The 17,113-nt window shown below is 71.7% G+C and carries 16 protein-coding genes; 9 read left to right on the top strand and 7 right to left on the bottom strand.

Annotated features, from left to right (window positions below; genetic code table 11):
* Positions 1-140: 140 nt before the first annotated feature.
* Together QRN40_RS08280 and QRN40_RS08275 are read right to left on the bottom strand one after the other, a co-directional pair.
* Positions 141-536, bottom strand: a complete 396-nt coding sequence (locus QRN40_RS08280) for a hypothetical protein (protein ID WP_285115096.1) — start codon at positions 534-536, stop codon at positions 141-143.
* Entirely contained in the window at positions 536-1,294 is a 759-nt protein-coding gene (locus QRN40_RS08275) for an SDR family oxidoreductase (RefSeq protein ID WP_285115095.1), read from the bottom strand. The genes QRN40_RS08280 and QRN40_RS08275 overlap by 1 nt, the downstream gene beginning before the upstream one ends.
* A gap of 187 nt (positions 1,295-1,481) precedes the next feature.
* Between QRN40_RS08275 and QRN40_RS08270 the strand changes: the two genes are divergently transcribed.
* The 8 genes from QRN40_RS08270 to QRN40_RS08235 all read left to right on the top strand — a co-directional run bounded on the left by QRN40_RS08270 (position 1,482) and on the right by QRN40_RS08235 (position 9,438).
* Positions 1,482-2,243, top strand: a complete 762-nt coding sequence (locus QRN40_RS08270; RefSeq protein ID WP_285115094.1) for an SDR family oxidoreductase — start codon at positions 1,482-1,484, stop codon at positions 2,241-2,243.
* 9 nt (positions 2,244-2,252) lie between these two features.
* Positions 2,253-3,146: an RNA polymerase sigma-70 factor gene (locus tag QRN40_RS08265; RefSeq protein WP_285115093.1), complete on the top strand. Its 894-nt coding sequence runs from the start codon at positions 2,253-2,255 to the stop codon at positions 3,144-3,146.
* Positions 3,147-3,223: 77 nt separating this feature from the next.
* Entirely contained in the window at positions 3,224-4,588 is a 1,365-nt protein-coding gene (locus QRN40_RS08260) for an NAD(P)/FAD-dependent oxidoreductase (protein ID WP_285115092.1), read from the top strand.
* Positions 4,585-6,261 carry a cytochrome bc1 complex cytochrome b subunit gene (gene qcrB, locus QRN40_RS08255; RefSeq protein ID WP_285115091.1) on the top strand — a complete coding sequence of 559 codons (1,677 nt, stop codon included), beginning with the start codon at positions 4,585-4,587 and terminating at the stop codon, positions 6,259-6,261. Before QRN40_RS08260 ends, qcrB begins: the two co-directional genes overlap by 4 nt.
* On the top strand, positions 6,251-6,646 hold the full coding sequence (locus tag QRN40_RS08250; protein WP_285115090.1) for a sigma-70 family RNA polymerase sigma factor family protein: 396 nt from the start codon (positions 6,251-6,253) through the stop codon (positions 6,644-6,646). The genes qcrB and QRN40_RS08250 overlap by 11 nt, the downstream gene beginning before the upstream one ends.
* A gap of 88 nt (positions 6,647-6,734) precedes the next feature.
* Entirely contained in the window at positions 6,735-7,460 is a 726-nt protein-coding gene (locus QRN40_RS08245; protein WP_285115089.1) for an alpha/beta fold hydrolase, read from the top strand.
* A 22-nt stretch (positions 7,461-7,482) separates the two neighbouring features.
* On the top strand, positions 7,483-8,205 hold the full coding sequence (locus QRN40_RS08240) for an SDR family NAD(P)-dependent oxidoreductase (protein WP_285115088.1): 723 nt from the start codon (positions 7,483-7,485) through the stop codon (positions 8,203-8,205).
* A 195-nt stretch (positions 8,206-8,400) separates the two neighbouring features.
* Positions 8,401-9,438, top strand: a complete 1,038-nt coding sequence (locus QRN40_RS08235; protein WP_285115087.1) for a TerC family protein — start codon at positions 8,401-8,403, stop codon at positions 9,436-9,438.
* Here QRN40_RS08235 and QRN40_RS08230 read toward each other — a convergent pair.
* Complete coding sequence (locus tag QRN40_RS08230) at positions 9,385-10,758, bottom strand: low temperature requirement protein A (protein WP_285115086.1); 1,374 nt, start codon at positions 10,756-10,758, stop codon at positions 9,385-9,387. The genes QRN40_RS08235 and QRN40_RS08230 overlap by 54 nt on opposite strands.
* A gap of 66 nt (positions 10,759-10,824) precedes the next feature.
* The gene (locus QRN40_RS08225) at positions 10,825-11,700 is read right to left on the bottom strand and encodes a LysR family transcriptional regulator (protein ID WP_285115085.1); all 876 of its coding nucleotides are present in this window, start codon (positions 11,698-11,700) and stop codon (positions 10,825-10,827) included.
* Between the two features lie 84 nt (positions 11,701-11,784).
* Here QRN40_RS08225 and QRN40_RS08220 point away from each other — a divergent pair, with 84 nt between their 5' ends.
* Positions 11,785-13,050 (top strand): MFS transporter, encoded by a 1,266-nt coding sequence (locus tag QRN40_RS08220; RefSeq protein ID WP_285115084.1) that lies wholly within the window; start codon positions 11,785-11,787, stop codon positions 13,048-13,050.
* Between the two features lie 186 nt (positions 13,051-13,236).
* Here the strand turns inward: QRN40_RS08220 and araA are convergent, their stop codons facing one another.
* From araA to QRN40_RS08205, 3 genes are read right to left on the bottom strand one after another with little or no spacing between them, the layout of a single operon-like run.
* Positions 13,237-14,754, bottom strand: a complete 1,518-nt coding sequence (araA, locus tag QRN40_RS08215; protein ID WP_285115083.1) for an L-arabinose isomerase — start codon at positions 14,752-14,754, stop codon at positions 13,237-13,239.
* Positions 14,754-15,452, bottom strand: coding sequence for an L-ribulose-5-phosphate 4-epimerase (locus QRN40_RS08210; RefSeq protein WP_285115082.1), 699 nt, complete (start codon positions 15,450-15,452; stop codon positions 14,754-14,756). The genes araA and QRN40_RS08210 overlap by 1 nt, the downstream gene beginning before the upstream one ends.
* A complete protein-coding gene (locus tag QRN40_RS08205; protein WP_285115081.1) occupies positions 15,449-17,086 on the bottom strand; it encodes a xylulokinase in 1,638 nt (545 codons plus the stop codon). Before QRN40_RS08205 ends, QRN40_RS08210 begins: the two co-directional genes overlap by 4 nt.
* Positions 17,087-17,113: the final 27 nt, after the last annotated feature.

Here is a 17,113-nt window from a genome sequence, read left to right as displayed (position 1 = left end):
GCAGCTCCCGTCCGGGCCGGCCATCGTGTGCCGGCCACGCAGGGCCGACACTACGACTCGTGGCACGCGCTGGCTCCGGGGGTTCCCGCCAACAACCCGGCGCAGCGACGCGGATGTGAGGGGTATTGCCCACGCGCGGGCTAGACCGTCAGGCCGCGCCGGAGCGGCGCCGGGTCGAGCCGCACCCACACCACGGAGACGAGATCGCCGCTGAGATCGACGGCGATGGCCGCGGTCGGCCGGCCGTCGCGGCTGACGAGGAGGCCCGGGCGGTCGTTCACCGGCCGCTCCGCGACGACCATCCCGGGCCGCGCCGACAGGGCATGGGTCAGCAGGAGGGAGGCGTCCTCGACGCCGCGCACCACCCGCTTGCCCACCCCGGCGCGCTCCCCGGCATCCACGACGACGGCGACGGCCGGATCGAGCAGGGAGCGCAGCCGGCGGAAGTCGCGGGCGGATGCCGCCGCGCCCAGCTGCCCGACCGTCCGCCGCCGGCTGGTGGTGCGCAGGGCCGACACCCGCTCCGCGATCGACATCAGCGGAGCGCGCCGACCTGCGCGTCGAGCCACTGCTCGAAGGTCGTCGGGTACACCTCGGCGTCCGGTGCGGGAACGAGCTCGCGGTCGGACAGGTGTGCGCCGAAGTAGCGGGCATCCGGGTCGGCGACGACGGTGCGGGCGTCTCCCCGCGCCTGCAGGCCCCGCGCGATCAGCTCGGTGAGGCGGAACTCCTCCGGGCCCCTCACCTCGTGCACGCCTCCGGCCGGGGAACCGGCCGCGGCCCGGGCCACCGCCGTCGAGACGTCCTCGGCCGCCATCGGCGCGATAAACACGGGTGCCAGCCGTACGGTGTCGCCGTCCGTCGCCGCGTCGGCGATCGACTTCACGAACTCGAAGAACTGCGTCGCGTGCACGATCGTGAACGGGATGCCCGACTCCCGGATGAGGACCTCCTGGGCGACCTTGGCGCGCATGTAGCCGCTGTCCGTCATCCGCTCGGTCCCCACGACCGAGAGGGCGACGTGGTGCTTCACTCCGGCCGCGCGCTCCGCGGCGATGAGGGTGTTGGTCGACGTGGTGAAGAAGTCCATGACGGCCTTCTCCTCGAACGAGGGCGAGTTGGAGACGTCGACGACCACGTCCGCCCCGGCGAGCGCCGCATCCACCCCCTCGCCCGTCAGCGTGTTCACGCCCGAGTTCGGTGAGGCCGGAACCGCTTCGTGGCCGTGCTCGGTCAGCTTCGCGACCACCTTCGAGCCGATCAGCCCGGTTCCTCCGATGACGACGATCTTCATGGTTCTCTCTCCTCCAGCTGTCGGAACGACCGCACCGCGCGGCCCCGGTAGCTAGGACCGGATGGACGCGCCGGCTGTGACAGACGCGCCCGCTGTCACAGACGCGCCCGCTGTCACAGACGCGCCCGCTGTCCGGTCGTAGTCATCGAGCGCGCGGACGGACCGCGGGCCGGGAACGGAGAACGTCATGAGGATCGTCGTCATCGGAGGAACCGGGCTGATCGGCCGCAGGGTCGTCGAGCTGCTGCAGGAGCAGGGGCACGACGCCGTCGCCGCCTCTCCCTCGACCGGGGTGGACACCGTCCGCGGCGACGGGCTGGCCGAGGCGCTGCGCGGCGCCGACGTCGTGGTCGACACTCCGAACGCGCCGTCGTTCGAGGACGGCCCGGTGCTGGAGTTCTTCGAGCGGTCCACCGGCAACCTGGTCGCCGCCGAGAAGGATGCCGGAGTCCGCCACCACGTCGTCCTCTCGATCGTCGGCGCCGACCGTCTGCCCGATATCGGCTACATGCGGGCGAAGGTCGCGCAGGAGCGCATCGTGCGCGAGAGCGGCATCCCGTTCAGCATCGTGCGGGCGACCCAGTTCTTCGAGTTCATCGGCCCACTGGCGGATGGCGGCACGAAGGACGGGACCACGGTGCTGTCGAATGTGCTCATGCAGCCCATCGCAGCGGCCGACGTCTCGGAGGCGCTCGCCGAGGTAGCCGCAGCCGAGCCGCTGGACGGCATCGTCGAGCTGGCCGGACCGGAGCCGCTGCGGCTCGACGATGCCGCAAGGCGGCTGTTCGCCGCGACCGGCGACAGTCGCACGGTCGTGACCGAACCGAGCGCCGGGTATTTCGGCGGCACCGTCGACGACCGGTCGCTCACGCCGGGCAACGACCCGGCGGTCACGGACCAGCGATTCGGCCGGATCACCTACTCCCGCTGGCTGGAGAACGCTCGCTAGCATCTGACCATGCCCGGGGAGACGAAGCACCACGATGATCTGGACGCGGCCGCGCGAACCTTCGCGGCCGTGCGCCCCCGCCTGTTCGGCATCGCGTACCGGATGCTCGGAACGGTGGCGGATGCCGAGGACATCGTGCAGGACACCTGGGAGCGGTGGCAGCAGACCGACCGCTCGGTGGTCCGCGAACCCGCGGCGTTCCTGGCGACCACGGCGACGCGGCTGGCCATCAACCAGGCGCAGTCGGCGCGGGTGCGGCGCGAGACCTACATCGGGCCGTGGCTTCCCGAGCCGGTCGACACCAGCGCCGACCCGCTTCTGGGTGCAGAGCGCGGGGAGGCGCTGGAGTTCGCGGTGCTCGTCCTGCTGGAGAAGCTGACGCCGACGGAGCGCGCGGCCTACGTCCTGCGCGAGGCGTTCGACTATCCCTACGGGCAGATCGCCGAGATCATCCAGGGATCGGAAGCCTCTGCCCGCCAGTTGGTCAGCCGGGCGCGCAAGCACCTCGCCGAGGAGCGGGACGTGCGCGAGGTCGACCATGCGCAGCAGAAGCGGATGCTCGAGGCCTTCCTCGAGGCCGCGAAGTCCGGAGACATCGGCGAGCTGGAGCGGATGTTCACGGCCGACATCGTCAGCTACGCCGACGGCGGCGGCCTGGCGCGCGCCTCTAGGATCCCGGTGTTCACGCCGGAGACCGTGGCCAAGTACCTGCACGCGTTCCACGGCCGGTTCTGGGAGGGGACCGTGCACATCGTCGAGGCGAACGGCGCCCCCGCTGCGGTGCTCGTCCGCGACGGCGCGCTGGTGGCGTTCCTGACGCTGGACGTCACTCCGGACGGCATCCGCCGGCTCCAGTGGGTGCTCAATCCCGAGAAGCTGGAGCGCATGCCCGTCCCCGCCTGATCGCGGCTGTCACAAACGGGCGGCCTGTCTTGTCATAGCTGGTGAACGCACCAGTCAGGTGAGACAGGAGGCACACCATGCGCCGGATCCTCGTGGTGGGCGGCGGCTACGCCGGTTTCTACACTGCATGGAAGCTGGAGAAGACGCTCCGGCGGGACGAGGCCGAGATCGTCGTGATCGACCCCCGGCCGTACATGACCTATCAGCCGTTCCTCCCCGAGGTCGCGGCCGGCTCGATCGAGGCGCGTCACGCGGCGATCTCGCTGCGCAGCCACCTGCGGCGAGCGCGCCTCATCCACGCGTCCGTCACCCGCATCGACCACTCGTCGAAGACCGTCGTGGTGCAGCCGCAGGATGGGGATGCGTTCGAGCTCGGCTACGACATCATCGTGGTCACCGCGGGCGCCGTGACGCGCACCTTCCCCATCCCGGGGGTGATCGAGAACGCGATCGGGATGAAGCATGTCGAGGAGGCGGTGGCCATCCGCGACCGCCTCCTCGACGCCTTCGACCGGGCGTCCGTGCTCCCTCCCGGACCGGAGCGGTCGCGGCTGCTGACGGTCGCCTTCGTCGGCGGCGGCTTCTCGGGCGTCGAAGGGTTCGGCGAGCTGCTGTCGCTGGCGACGGCGCTGCTGAAGTCGTACCCGGAGCTGCGCTTCTCCGACCTGGCGTTCCACCTGGTGGAGGCGCGGGACCGCATCCTGCCCGAGGTCACGGACGAGCCGGGTCGCTGGGTGGTGCGGTCGCTGGAGCAGCGCGGGGCGCACATCCATCTCGGCGCGCAGCTGATCTCGGCGGACGGCGGCCACCTGGTGCTCTCGACCGGCGAGGAGTTCGATGCGCACACGATCGTGTGGACGGCCGGCAACGGCGCCAACCCGGTCGTCGCCAACCGCACCGACCTGCCGGTGACCGCGCGGGGTTCGGTCACGGTCCGCGCGGACCTGCGCGTGGCCACGCCCGAGGGGATCGTCCCGGATGCCTGGGCCGCCGGCGACGACGCCGCCGTGCCGGATCTGGCGTCGCCGATCGAGGGCGCCCTCACCGTCCCCAACGCGCAGCACGCCGTGCGGCAGGCGAAGCGCCTGGCCAAGAACATCGTGGCGACGCTGCGCGGCGAGGAGCCCACGGACTACGTGCACCACAGTCTCGGCGTGGTCGCGACGCTCGGGCTCGGGAAGGGCATCTTCCAGTGGCGCGGGATCGTGATCACCGGCTTCCTCGCCTGGGTGATGCACCGCGGATACCACGTGCTCGCCATCCCGACCTGGGAGCGCAAGGTGCGGGTCCTGCTGGTCTGGGCGAGCGCCGTCGTCTTCGGACGCGACATCATCTCGCTGCTCTCGGTACAGCATCCGCGCCGCGCGTTCCTCGGCGGGACGCGGCCGGTCCAGGAGCGCCCGGCGGATGCCGAGCCCGAGACCGCCGGGAGCCCGCGATGAACGTCGACCGGAGGCCTCGCGTCTCGTTCACCGCACGCGCCGGGCGGGTGCTGTCCGGAACGTCGGCCGGCCGGCGCGCGGCCGCGCTCGCCGGCGAGCTGCGCAGCCGCCGCGTGCCGCTGCACTGGACCAGCATGTTCGGCGTGATCGCGCTCGCCTGCATCGTCGTGCTGTTCGTCACCGGGTTCGTCCTCATGTTCGTGTACACGCCGTCGAGCACCCGCGTCACCTACGACGGTCCGTACCTCCCGCTCGCGGGCGCGGAGATGTCGAAGGCCTTCCGGTCGACCCTCGCGATCTCGTTCGAGTTCCCGGGCGGACTGCTACTGCGTCAGGCGCACCACTGGGCCGCACTGCTGCTGCCCGCCGCGGTGATGCTGCAACTCGCGGTCTCGTTCTTCACGGGCGCCTTCCGCCGGCCGCGCCGGCTGTCCTGGCTGCTGCTCTTCGGCATCCTGCTCGTCGCGCTGCTGGGCGGATGGAGCGGCTACGCACTCCCCGACGACATGCTCTCGGGCACGGGGCTGCGGATCGTCGAAGGGATCGTCCTCGGCATCCCCGTCGCCGGTACCTGGCTGTCGGCCCTGCTGTTCGGCGGTGAGTTCCCCGGGCGGATCATCGAGAACCTGTACCCGATCCACGTCGCGGTGGTCCCCGTGCTGCTCGTGCTGCTGCTGGCCGCCCGGTGGCGGAGCGCCTACGTGACCAAGCCGGCGCAGTTCGCCGGCCCGGGCCGTACCGAGGACCGGATCGTCGGCGTCCCGGTGCTGCCGGAGCTCGCCGCACGCGCCGGAGGCCTGCTCGCCATCGCGACCGGGGCGATCGTCCTCATCGCCGCGACCGTCACCGTCAGCCCCGTGTGGCTGTACGGACCGTCGTCGCCGGCCGACGCCTCCGCCGGGAGCCAGCCCGACTGGTACACCGGGTTCCTCGACGGCGCCCTGCGCCTGGTCCCGCCCGGGTGGGAGTTCGAGTGGCTCGGGCGCACCTGGACGCTCGCAATCCTCATCCCGCTCGCCGTTGTCGGGCTGTTCCTGCTCGCCGTCGCGGTCTACCCGTTCGTGGAGGAGTGGGTCACCGGCGACCATCGCGACCACAACCTGCTCGACCGGCCGCGCAACGAGCCCACCCGCACAGGAGTCGGCGTCGCGGGGATCGTCTTCTATGCGGCGCTGTGGGGAGCGGGGAGCGCCGACCTGGTGGCCACGCACTTCCATCTCTCGGTCGAATCGGTGGTCGCCTCGTATCAGGCGCTCGTCGTGCTCGGACCGGTCGTGGCGGTCGTCCTCACCCGGCGGGTGTGCCTCGCGCTGCAGAAGCGCGACCGCGACATCCTGCTGCACGGGTACGAGTCGGGCCGCATCGTCCGGCTGCCCGGCGGCGAGTACGTCGAGCTGCACGGCACCGTGGATGCGGACGAAGTCCCCCGCCTCGCCGGCCCCACCGCCGCGCACAGCTTCCGGGCGCGACCCGACGAGGATGGACGACTCCGGCTCAGCGAGCGCGTGCGCGCCGCGCTGTCGCGTGTGTACTTCGAGGACCGCCTGGAACCGGCGGACGGACCGGCCGCGGTCGGCGAGGCGGTCGGCGGAGCGGCCGGCGACGACGCTGGAGGACGAACGGATGAGGCGATGGCGCACCCCGGGACGACGCGGGCGGCGGGTGCGGCGTGACCGCGGCCGCGCCGCGCTCGTCAGGGGATTCCGCGACGCCTACCTGGCCGACGATGCGTGGACGCTCGCACGGCTGCTCGGGGGCGGCGTGTGCGTCGTCGTCGACACCGGCGCCGGCTGCGAGGAGCAGGGCCGCCCGGGCGAGCGGGCGGGCGGGCCACCGGCGTCCGTGCCCGGGATCGCGGCGGCGCTGACCCTGCTGCGCCGCACGCTCGGCGACCCGGCATCCCTGCGGTTGGAGTTGCGTGCGGTCAACGGCGGCCCTGGACTCCTGGCATTCCGCGCCGGCCGGGCCGTCGCGGTCGTCGCGCTGAGCGGCAGACCGGGGGCGGTCGACCACGTCTGGGTCGTGGCCAACCCGGCCAAGCTCACCGAATGGTCCTGATCCGTGCGCGTCTGTCACGCCCGGGACGGCCATCCGGTCCTAGCTGCAGGCGCCGCGAGTGGCGTCTCCAACCGGAAAGGACATCCCCATGACCGACCAGAAACCCACCGTCGTGCTGGTGCACGGCGCCTTCGCCGACTCCTCGAGCTGGAACGGCGTCATCGAGCGGCTGCATGAGCAGTCGGTCCGTGTCATCGCCGCGGCCAACCCGCTTCGCGGCCTGGCGCGAGACGCCGCGTACGTCCGAGACGTGATCGCCGGGGTCGGCGGCCCGGTGGTCCTCGTGGGTCACTCCTACGGCGGCCTCGTCATCTCGGAGGCCGGCGCGGAGAACGAATCCGTCGTCGGCCTCGTCTACGTGAACGCGTTCGTGCCGGAGCACGGGAAGACCGCATTCGACCTGTCCACGGAGTTCCCGGGCAGCACCCTCGCGGACGCGCTGGAGCCGCATCCGCTCTCCGATGGGAACGTCGACCTCGTCATCCGTCCCGACGCCTTCCACCACCAGTTCGCCGCCGATGTGGACGAGCGCACCGCCGCGCTGATGGCGGCCACCCAGCGCCCGGTGACCCAGGCGGCCCTCACCGAGGGTCTCGCCGCCGCGACGCCCGCCTGGAAGACCGTGCCGACCTGGTGCGTCTTCAGCGACGCCGACCTCAACATCCCGGTCGCCGAGCACCGCGCGGGGGCCGAGCGGGCGCAGGCGCGTGGCGTGCGCGAGGTCCCGGGCGGATCGCACGCGCTCAGCGTGTCGCAGCCCGGCCCGGTCGCGGAGATGATCCTGGAAGCGGTGGGGGCGGTCGTCGTAGCCTGAACGGTGACGGAGGGGGCTCAGCATGGCGAGGGTTCTGGTGACCGGCGCGGGAAGCGGACTGGGGCTCGGAGCGGCCCGCGAACTGGCCGAGGACGGGCACACCGTCCTCGGCCACGCGCGGAGCCTCGAGCGCGCAGGCGACCTGCGGCGGGTGCTCGGCGAGCAGGCCGTGATCATCCCAGCCGAGCTGTCCGACCCGTCGGAGGTGCGCGCGCTGGCCGCCGCGGTGGCCGAGGCGGGCGGGGTGGATGCCGTCATCCACAATGCGGGCGTGATCGACGGTCGCGGCATCCTGCCCGTCAACGTCGTGGCGCCCTATGTGCTGACGGCCCTCGTGCCCGCCGAGCGCGTGGTCTACCTGAGCAGCGGGATGCACCGGGGAGGGCATCCCCGGCTCGACGGCCTCGACTGGGACGGGCTCACAACGACGGCCTCCTACTCCGACAGCAAACTGCTGGTCACGACACTCGCGGCAGCGCTCCCCCGGCTTCGCCCCGGGGTCTTCAGCAACGCGGTCGACCCCGGCTGGGTGCCGACGCGCATGGGCGGCCGCGGCGCCCCGGACGACCTCCAACTCGGCCACCGCACGCAGGTCTGGCTGGCCGAGGGGGAGGATCCGGCGACCCGGACCTCGGCGTACTGGCACCACCAGCGGCAGCAGCGACCGCATCCCTCCGTCGGAGACGAGGGCTTCCAGGACCGGCTCGTGGATGCGTTGCGCGAGCACACCGGGCTCGACCTGTGAGCGCGGCTCCAACCGGATTCCCAGAGTCTCACCAGGCTCGGCGCCGATAGGATCGGAGGACACAAGGGGAGTACTCCCGCTTCGCACTGAGCCCGTCAATACGGATGCGCCATCGCATCCCGGGCCACTGGTCCCGACCTCGTCGGGGCGGAGGAGACCTTGGGCAGACGTTCCGCCTACCCCCTTGGAGTCCCGGTGCAGGTCACCCCGCTCATCTGGATCATCACGATCGCGATCACGATCGCGTTCTTCGTCTACGAGTTCTTCGCGCATGTCCGCAAGCCGCATGAGCCGAGCATCGGCGAGTCGGCGCGCTGGTCCGCCTTCTACATCGGCCTGGCTCTGCTGTTCGGTGTCGGCATCGGCATGGTGTCCGGCTGGACCTACGGCGGCGAGTACTTCGCCGGCTACCTCACCGAGAAGGTGCTGTCGGTCGACAACCTGTTCGTCTTCCTGCTCGTGATGTCGGCCTTCGCGGTGCCGAAGGCCTACCAGCAGAAGGTGCTGATGATCGGCATCATCATCGCGCTCATCCTGCGCGGCGCCTTCATCGCCGTCGGCGCGACGCTCATCGACAACTACTCGTGGGTGTTCTACCTCTTCGGCGCGCTGCTGCTCTTCCTGGCCTGGCGCCAGGCGTTCGGATCGCATGACTCCGACCCCTCCGACAACCGCCTGATGCGGTTCGTCCGCCGCCACCTCCCGGTGACCGACGAGTACAACCGCGACCGCCTCACGGTGAAGAAGGACGGCCGCCGGTTCGTCACTCCGATGCTGCTCACCATCGTCGCGATCAGCCTCATCGACGTCGTCTTCGCGGTGGACTCCATCCCGGCGATCTACGGGCTCACCAGCGAGGCCTACATCGTGTTCACGGCGAACGCCTTCGCGCTGATGGGCCTCCGCCAGCTGTTCTTCCTGATCGGCGGACTGCTCGAGCGACTCGTCTACCTCTCGCAGGGACTGGCGGTCATCCTCGCCTTCATCGGGGTGAAGCTCGTGTTCCACGCCCTGCACGTCAACGAGCTGCCGTTCATCAACGGCGGACACCACGTCGAGTGGATCCCCGAGATCCCGACCTGGTTCTCGCTCGTCTTCATCGGCGTGACCATCGCCGTCGCCGCGGCCGCGAGCCTCCTGAAGACTCGCGGTGAGCGCCGGGACGCCGACGAGCCGGACTCAGGAGCGCGCGGTTCCGTCACCGCCCGCGATCCGGGGCGGTCCGCCGGCTGAGTCGCGCGCGAACCCGGATCGGTCCGCCCGCCACGCGCGCAGCGTGTGCCCGAAGCCGACCAGTTCGTGGCCGACGACCTCGACGACCGCGCCGAGGGCGACCAGTCCAACGACGAGGCTGAGCGTCGTCAGCGAGCCCGGCTGCTCCAGGTCGATCGACTGACCGGGACGGGTCACCGCGCCCACGACCACGGCCGCCGCGAGCGGCGCGAGCGTGATCAGGAGCAGGGGGACGTGCGTGAAGTCGAACGAGCGCAGGAGCACGCTCCAGGTCAGGAAGATCAGCACGATGGTCGTCGCGAGCGGCACCGCGAGGGCGAGGGCGATGCCGAGCAGGGAGACCCCGCCCTTCTCGACCGCGATGGTCGTGAGGTGCAGGCCGGCCCCGATGGCGGCGATCGAGCCGAACAGCGCCAGGTGGGCGTACCGCCAGCCGAACGCGCGCTCGGGACGCCGCTCCAGGATCGCGCGCGACGGCACCAGGAAGTACGTCCACCAGACGGCCGCGGCCGTCACCAGCCCGGAAGCCGCGATGAGCACCGCCTCCGGCGACCACCCCACCTGTTGGGTCAGCGCGCCGACGGCCGCGGTGGTCCCGGCGATCACCTCGCCGATCGTGATCAGCGTCAGCAGGGCGAAGCGCTCCGCGAGATGACCGGCGTTCCAGGGCGAGAAGCCGTAGCTGCGCGTGGCGACCACCGGCGCGACCATCTCGAACAGCGCCAGGACGATCAGCGCGGTCACCGTGACGCCGACGGGCAGCGGAACGATCGCCGTCAGCAGCCAGCCGACCTGTGCGATCGAGATGATGACGACGTAGGAGAGGGCGTTGCTGCGGTGGTCCGGGTCCTCGCGTGCCGCCCGCAGCCAGAGCAGGATCTGCGGGACGCGCATGATGATGTAGCCGATCACCATCAGCAGGTTGTTCGGACTCTCGCCGTGCGCGGCCCGCTCGAAGCTCACCGGGAGGCCGTAGGTGAGGACGAGCACGCCGACCATCTGGACGATGGTCGCGATGCGGAAGAGCAGGTCGTCGTTGCCGTAGGCCGACGTGAACCAGGTGAAGTTCAGCCAGGCCCAGCTCACCGCCCACACGGCGAAGATGTACGCGCCGAGGGCGGGCCAGATGTCGCCGTGGCTGAGCTGCTCGGCGAGCATGTCGGAGGCGGCGGCGAAGGCCACCACGTAGGTCAGGTCGTAGAGCAACTCCAGGGGGGTGGTCGTGCGACCCCGCTCCTTCGGATCCCGGCCGCGCATGGGGCGGACCCGATGGCGCAGCTCCTCGCGCAGCTGCGCTGTGAAGTGCTCGTCTTCGCCCACCTGACCTCCCCGCGCCGAGTCTGGCGCATCCCGGAGGCCCCGGGAAGAGGTGCGGGCGATCCCCGATCAGGCGCGGCGGATGCGTTCGGCGAGCAGGGCGAGCAACGCCTCCGCGGCACGGCCGGGACGCGGGCGCGCGATCGCGTTCAGCTGCCAGCCGACGGGCTCCCGCAGCGGACGCACCACCGCCCCCTCCGCCGGGATGATCGTCAATTCGGGCAGGGCCGCCACCCCGAGTCCGGCGGCGACGAACCGCGGGATCTCGCCCAGATCGGCCAGCTCGGTCGGGATGCGGCGGGTGAGCCCCGCGGCGGCGAACGCCCGGTCGAGCGTGACGCGGTTCCCGAAGCCGGCCCGCGAATCCACCCACGGCTCGTCGGCGAGGTCGGTCAGCGAGACCTCCCGGTCTCCGGCACGGGGATGCGCCTCCGGCAGGACCGCGAGGAACGGCGAGACGACGAGGTGCCGCGTCACGAGGTCCGGCACCGCATCGGGCAGGCCGTGGAAGGCGATGTCGACCCGCCCCTGGCGCACCTCCTCCACCAGGCCCGTGGAGCCGCCCGGCGACGGACCGAGCCGGAGGTCGACGTGCGGGTGCCGTCGATGGAACTCCCCCATGATCCCGGGCAGGTCGATACTGCGGAGGTTGGTGAAGATGCCGACGCGGACGGTCCCGCGGAGCGGCCCCTGAGCATCCGCGAGCTCGCGCATCCGCTCGACCGCCTGGATGCCGTTGCGCGCCTCGGTGAGGACGGCCTCGCCCGTGTCGGTCAGCCGCACGCCGTGCGCATCCCGCTCGAACAGCGGCGCCCCGAGCTCGCGTTCCAGGCTCTGGATGCCGGCCGAGACGGTCGACTGCGCCGCGTACACACGCTCGGCGGCGCGGGTGAAGCTGCGTTCGTCGGCGACCGCGACGAAGTACTCGAGCTGGCGGGTGTCCATGTGCAGGATGATATCGGCTTGGTCGATGCTCAGCATCGTCTATTTCCGTTGGACTCGATGCTTCAGTGAGAGCATCATCAAACCATGACCAGCATGCTCGACTCCGCCTCCTCAACCGGCTCGCTGCCCCGCGTCAGCGGCACGCGCGCCGACCGCACCGACCGGCCGTTCCGCTTCCGGCACGGTGCCGGCTTCTGGGTCATCGCGGCGGCGTTCCTCACCGTGATGGCCTTCTCCACCATCCCCACCCCGCTGTACGCGCTGTACCAGGCCCGCGACGGCTTCCCGACCTGGGTCGTGACCGTCATCTTCGCCGCGTACGCCGTCGGAGTCATCGCGAGCCTCTGGCTGATCGGCCACCTCAGTGACATCGCGGGCCGGCGGCGGATGATCCTCATCGCGGTCCTGCTCGAGATCGTGGCGGCCGCCCTCTTCCTGGTGTGGAACGACGTGGCCGGGCTCATCGTCGCCCGCACCATCTCCGGCATCGGCGTCGGAGCGCTCACCGCGAGCGCGACCGCCCACCTGAGCGAGCTGCGCGCGGTCGCCCGCCCGGCGGAGGGTCCGCGGCTGGCCGGGACGGTGTCCACCGTCGTCAACACCGGCGGACTCGCGCTCGGCCCGCTGATCGCCGGGGCGTTCGCGCAGTTCCTGCCGCAGCCGCTGCTGCTCCCGTACGTCGTGTTCCTCGTGATCCTCGCCGTCGCCGCGGTGGCCGTCGCTCTCGTCCCGGAGACGGTCGAGCGCGCCGAGGAGCGTCCCGCCTACCGGCCGCAGCGCATCTCGCTGCCCGCGGAGGCGCGCGGCGCCTTCTCGGCGGCCGCCGTCGCCGCGTTCGCCGGGTTCGCGGTCTTCGGCCTGTTCACCTCGCTCGCGCCGAGCGTCCTCGCCGGGACCCTGCACCAGACCTCGCACCTGCTCGCCGGCTTCGTGCCGTTCGCCGTGTTCGCGGCCTCGGCGGTGTCGCAAATCGTCTTCGCGCGACTGTCGACCCGCACCCAGCTCGTCCTCGCGCTCACGCTCATGCTGCTCGGGCTCGGCGGCCTCGCAGCGGGCGTGCTCGCCGCATCCCTCTGGGTGTTCATCGTGAGCGGCGTGATCGCCGGAGCCGGGGTGGGGCTGCAGTTCCGCTCGGCGATCGCGGTCGCAGCCTCGCTGGCCGCGCCCGAGCGCCGCGGCGAGGTGCTCGCCGCGATCTTCCTGATCGCGTACATCGGCCTCGCGCTGCCGGTCCTGCTGGTCGGTGTCGCGCTCATCCTCTGGCCGCTGGTGCCGGTGCTCGTGGTGTTCGTGGCCGCGGTCGCCGTGCTGTCCGTGCCCGCCGGCCTCCGGATGCTGCGCCGCGCGTAGGCGCGCGCCGCGAGCGCCTACGCGCCTTCCAGCCAGCGTCGGAGATCCACCGCCCATTGAAGGAGATTCGGCCGATCCCCGGCCGAATCTCCTCCCGCACCGCGGTACGTCGGAGATTCCGACCGCTTTCTCCGACGTTAGCCACCGCTGGACGGCGGGCCGCCGGGCGGCGGCGTCAGCCGGCCGTCAGAGGCCGCGGGCGAGGCGGTAGTACGCGGCGTTGCCCTCCAGGTCGCGGCGGAACTGCCGCAGGGTCGTGGAGTCGTCGATGATCAGCAGTTCCGTGCGGGCCATGCGGGCGAAGTCCTCGAAGACCTCCACCCCGACCGCCGTGCTCATGACGGTGTGGTGGGCGGCGCCGGCCTCCAGCCACGCCGTCGCCGAGGTGGTGAAGTCGGGGGCCGGCTTCCACACCGCGCGACCGACCGGCAGCTTGGGGAGGGGCGCCGACGGCTCGACGACCTCGACCACGTTCGCGACCAGCCGGAAGCGGTCGCGCACATCCGACAGTGCGACCACAACGGCGGGGCCGGGATCGGCGCTGAAGACCAGGCGCACCGGGTCGTCCTTGCCGCCGATGCCGAGCGGGTGCACCTCGAGGGTGGGAGTGGCGGTCGACAGCGACGGGCTCACCTCGAGCATGTGCGCCCCGAGGATGCGCTCGTCGCCGGGCGTCAGGTCGTACGTGTAGTCCTCCATGAGGGAGGCGCCGCCCGGCAGCCCCGCACCCATCACGTTGGCCGCGCGCACGAGGATCGCGGTCTTCCAGTCGCCCTCGGCGCCGAAGCCGTAGCCCTCGGCCATGAGGCGCTGGACGGCCAGACCCGGCAGCTGCTTGAGCGCGCCGAGGTCCTCGAAGCTGGTCGTGAAGGCGCCGAAGCCGCCCTCCTCCAGGAACGACCGCAGGCCCAGCTCGATCGCCGCGCCGTCGCGCAGCGACTGGTGGCGGTCACCGCCACGACGGAGCTCGGGGACGACGTCGTACAGGTCCTCGTACTCCGCGACCAGCGCGTCGACGGCCTCGGACGATGCCGCCGCCACCGCCTCCGCCAGCTCGTTGACGCCCCAGGTGTTGACCTGCACGCCGAACACGTGCTCGGCCTCCGTCTTGTCGCCCTCGGTCACGGCGACGAAGCGCATGTTGTCGCCGAAGCGCGCCAGCTTCAGCGTGCGGGTCGCGGTGTGGCCGGCTGCGGCGCGCATCCACGTGCCGACGCGTGCGGCGACGACCGGGTTGGACACGTGACCCGCGACGGTCGTGCGCGGCACGCCCAGGCGGGTGAGGATGTAACCGAACTCGCGGTCGCCGTGCGCGGCCTGGTTCAGGTTCATGAAGTCGAAGTCGATCTCACCCCACGGCAGTTCGACATTCGCCTGGGTGTGCAGGTGCAGCAGCGGCTTCTGGAGGGCGTCCAGGCCGGCGATCCACATCTTCGCGGGGCTGAAGGTGTGCATCCAGGTGATCAGGCCGATCACGCTGTCGTCGGCGTTGGCCTCGAGCATGGTGCGGCGGATGGCGTCCGCATCGGTCAGGACCGGCTTCCAGACGATCCGGACCGGCACGTCGGGGGACGCGCCCAGCTCGTCGGCGATGGCGCGCGACTGGTCGGCGACCTGCGCGAGCGTCTCGGGCCCGTACAGGTGCTGGCTGCCGGTGAGGAACCAGACCTCGTACACATCGAGGGAGGTGGTGAGCTTCGGCATCAGGGGTTGGTTCCTTCCGGGTTCTGTCCGTACACGTTCTGGTAGCGGTCGAAGAGGCTGTCGATCGCCTCCTGCGGGATGGGCACGATGTCGCCGCCCTGGCGGGCGATGTGCATGGTGCGGGCGACGTCCTCGGCCATGACGGCGGCCTTCACCGCGTCGCGCGCGTCGGTGCCGATGGTGAAGACGCCGTGGTTCTGCATCAGGACGGCGCGGCTGCGGTGGCCGGTCAGCGTCTGCACGATGCCCCGGCCGATGGAGTCGTCGCCGATGATCGCGAACGGACCGACGGGGATGTCGCCGCCGAACTCGTCCGCCATCGCGGTGATGGCACACGGGATGGGCTCGGCCCGCGCCGCCCACGCGGTGGCGTAGGTCGAGTGCGTGTGCACGACGCCGCCGACCTCCGGCATGTTGCGGTAGACGAAGGCGTGCGCGGCGGTGTCCGACGACGGCGACCGTTCGGCGCCGAGCGAGCCGGGCACGACCTCGCCGTCGAGGGTGCAGAGGATCATGTTGTCCGGCGCGAGGTCGTCGTAGTCCACTCCGCTCGGCTTGATGACGAAGAGGTCCTCGCCGGGGACGCGTCCGGAGACGTTGCCGCCGGTCCAGACGACGAGTCCGTAGCGGACGAGCTCGGCGTGCAGCGCGGCGACGCGCTCGCGAACGGCGCGGACAGCGGGGGATTCAGTGGTCACTGGGCGGTTCCTTCCGGGGAGGCGGTCGCCGCGCGGTCGGGCAGCGCCGAGACGGCGGCACGCTCGACGGCGAGGCCGGCGTCGTAGCGGAAGAGGTAGTCGGCGAACCCGGCGACGTCCTGCGGCTGCGGGTCGGCCGTCTCGAATGCGACCTCGGCGAAGACACGGTCGCGGAGGTAGGCGTCGAGGTCGCGCCCGTCCGTTCCGCCGGAGCGCAGGTAGGCGGCGAGGACCGCGATCCCCCACGCGCCGCCCTCGGACGCGGTCGCCGCGACCGAGACGGGAGCGTTCAGCGCACCCGCCAGGAAACGCTGCGCCACTCCGGCGGTGCGGAACACGCCGCCATGGGCGAGCATCCGGTCGAGGGCGACGCCTTCGCTGTCGAGGACGCGCATCCCGAGCGCCAGAGTGGCGAACACCCCGTAGACCTCGGCGCGCATCAGGTTGCCGAGGGTGAACCGGCTGCCCGGCGTGCGGACCAGCAGCGGGCGCCCCTCGGTGAGCCCGGCGATCGGCTCGCCGGCGAGGTGGTTGTAGGCGAGCAGGCCGCCGGCGTCGTCCTCGCCCGTGAGCGCCTCGCGGAGCAGGGTGTCGAAGACCGCATCGGGGTCGGGGGCGGCACCCGAGGCCGCGGCGAAGCGGCCGAACAGTCCGGCCCACTCGGCCAGCTCGCTCGCGCCGTTGTTGCAGTGCACCATCGCGACCGGGTCCCCGGCGGGCGTCGTCACGACGTCGAGCTCCTCGTGCACCTCGGCCAGCGGACGCTCCAGCACGACCATGGCGAAGATGCTGGTGCCCGCACTGACATTGCCGGTGCGCGGCGCGACGGCGGCCGTGGCCACCATCCCGGTTCCCGCGTCTCCTTCCGGCGGGCAGACCGGAGCGCCGGACTGCAGGCGCCCGGACGGGTCGAGCAGGGCGGCGCCTTCGGCGGTCAGTTCACCGGCGGGCTCCCCCGCGACGAGCACCTCGGGCAGTAGTTCGAGCAGCGGCGGGATGCGGCCGTCCGCCAACCCGTCGTAGCGCGTCACGAGGTCGGCGTCGTAGCCGGCGGTCGCCGGGTCGATCGGGAACATGCCCGACGCGTCCCCGACCCCGAGCACCCGGCGCCCGGTGAGCCGCCAGTGCACGTAGCCGGCGAGGGTGGTGACGGAATGGAGTTGCGGGACGTGCGGCTCGGCATCCAGCACGGCCTGGTGCAGGTGCGCGATCGACCAGCGGAGGGGGATGTTGACGCCGAGCAGGTCGGTCAGCTCGCGGGCGGCCGCGCCGGTGTTGGTGTTGCGCCAGGTGCGGAACGGCACGAGGAGTTCGCCCGCGTCGTCGAAGGCGAGGTAGCCGTGCATCATCGCCGAGACGCCGAGCGCGCCCACGCGCGTAGGAGCGATGCCATGGCGCGCCTCGGCGTCCGCGACCAGGGCGGCGTAGGCGGCCTGCACGCCGGTCCACACGTCGTCGAGCGAGTAGGTCCAGAGCCGGTCGACGTAGGCGTTCTCCCAGTCGTGCGCGCCGACGGCGAGCACGTGGGAGGGATCGTCCGCGTCGACCAGGCAGGCCTTGATGCGGGTGGAACCGAACTCGATGCCGAGCGCCGTGCGGCCCTGGGCGATCGCGTCGCGGGCGGCTTCTGGCATGTGTGGGACTCCTTTGTGACCGGTCAC

This window comes from Leifsonia sp. fls2-241-R2A-40a (assembly GCF_030209575.1).
GTDB lineage: Bacteria > Actinomycetota > Actinomycetes > Actinomycetales > Microbacteriaceae > Leifsonia.
Note: the sequence above shows the minus strand (reverse complement) of the source record. Positions and strands in the feature narration are given on the sequence as shown.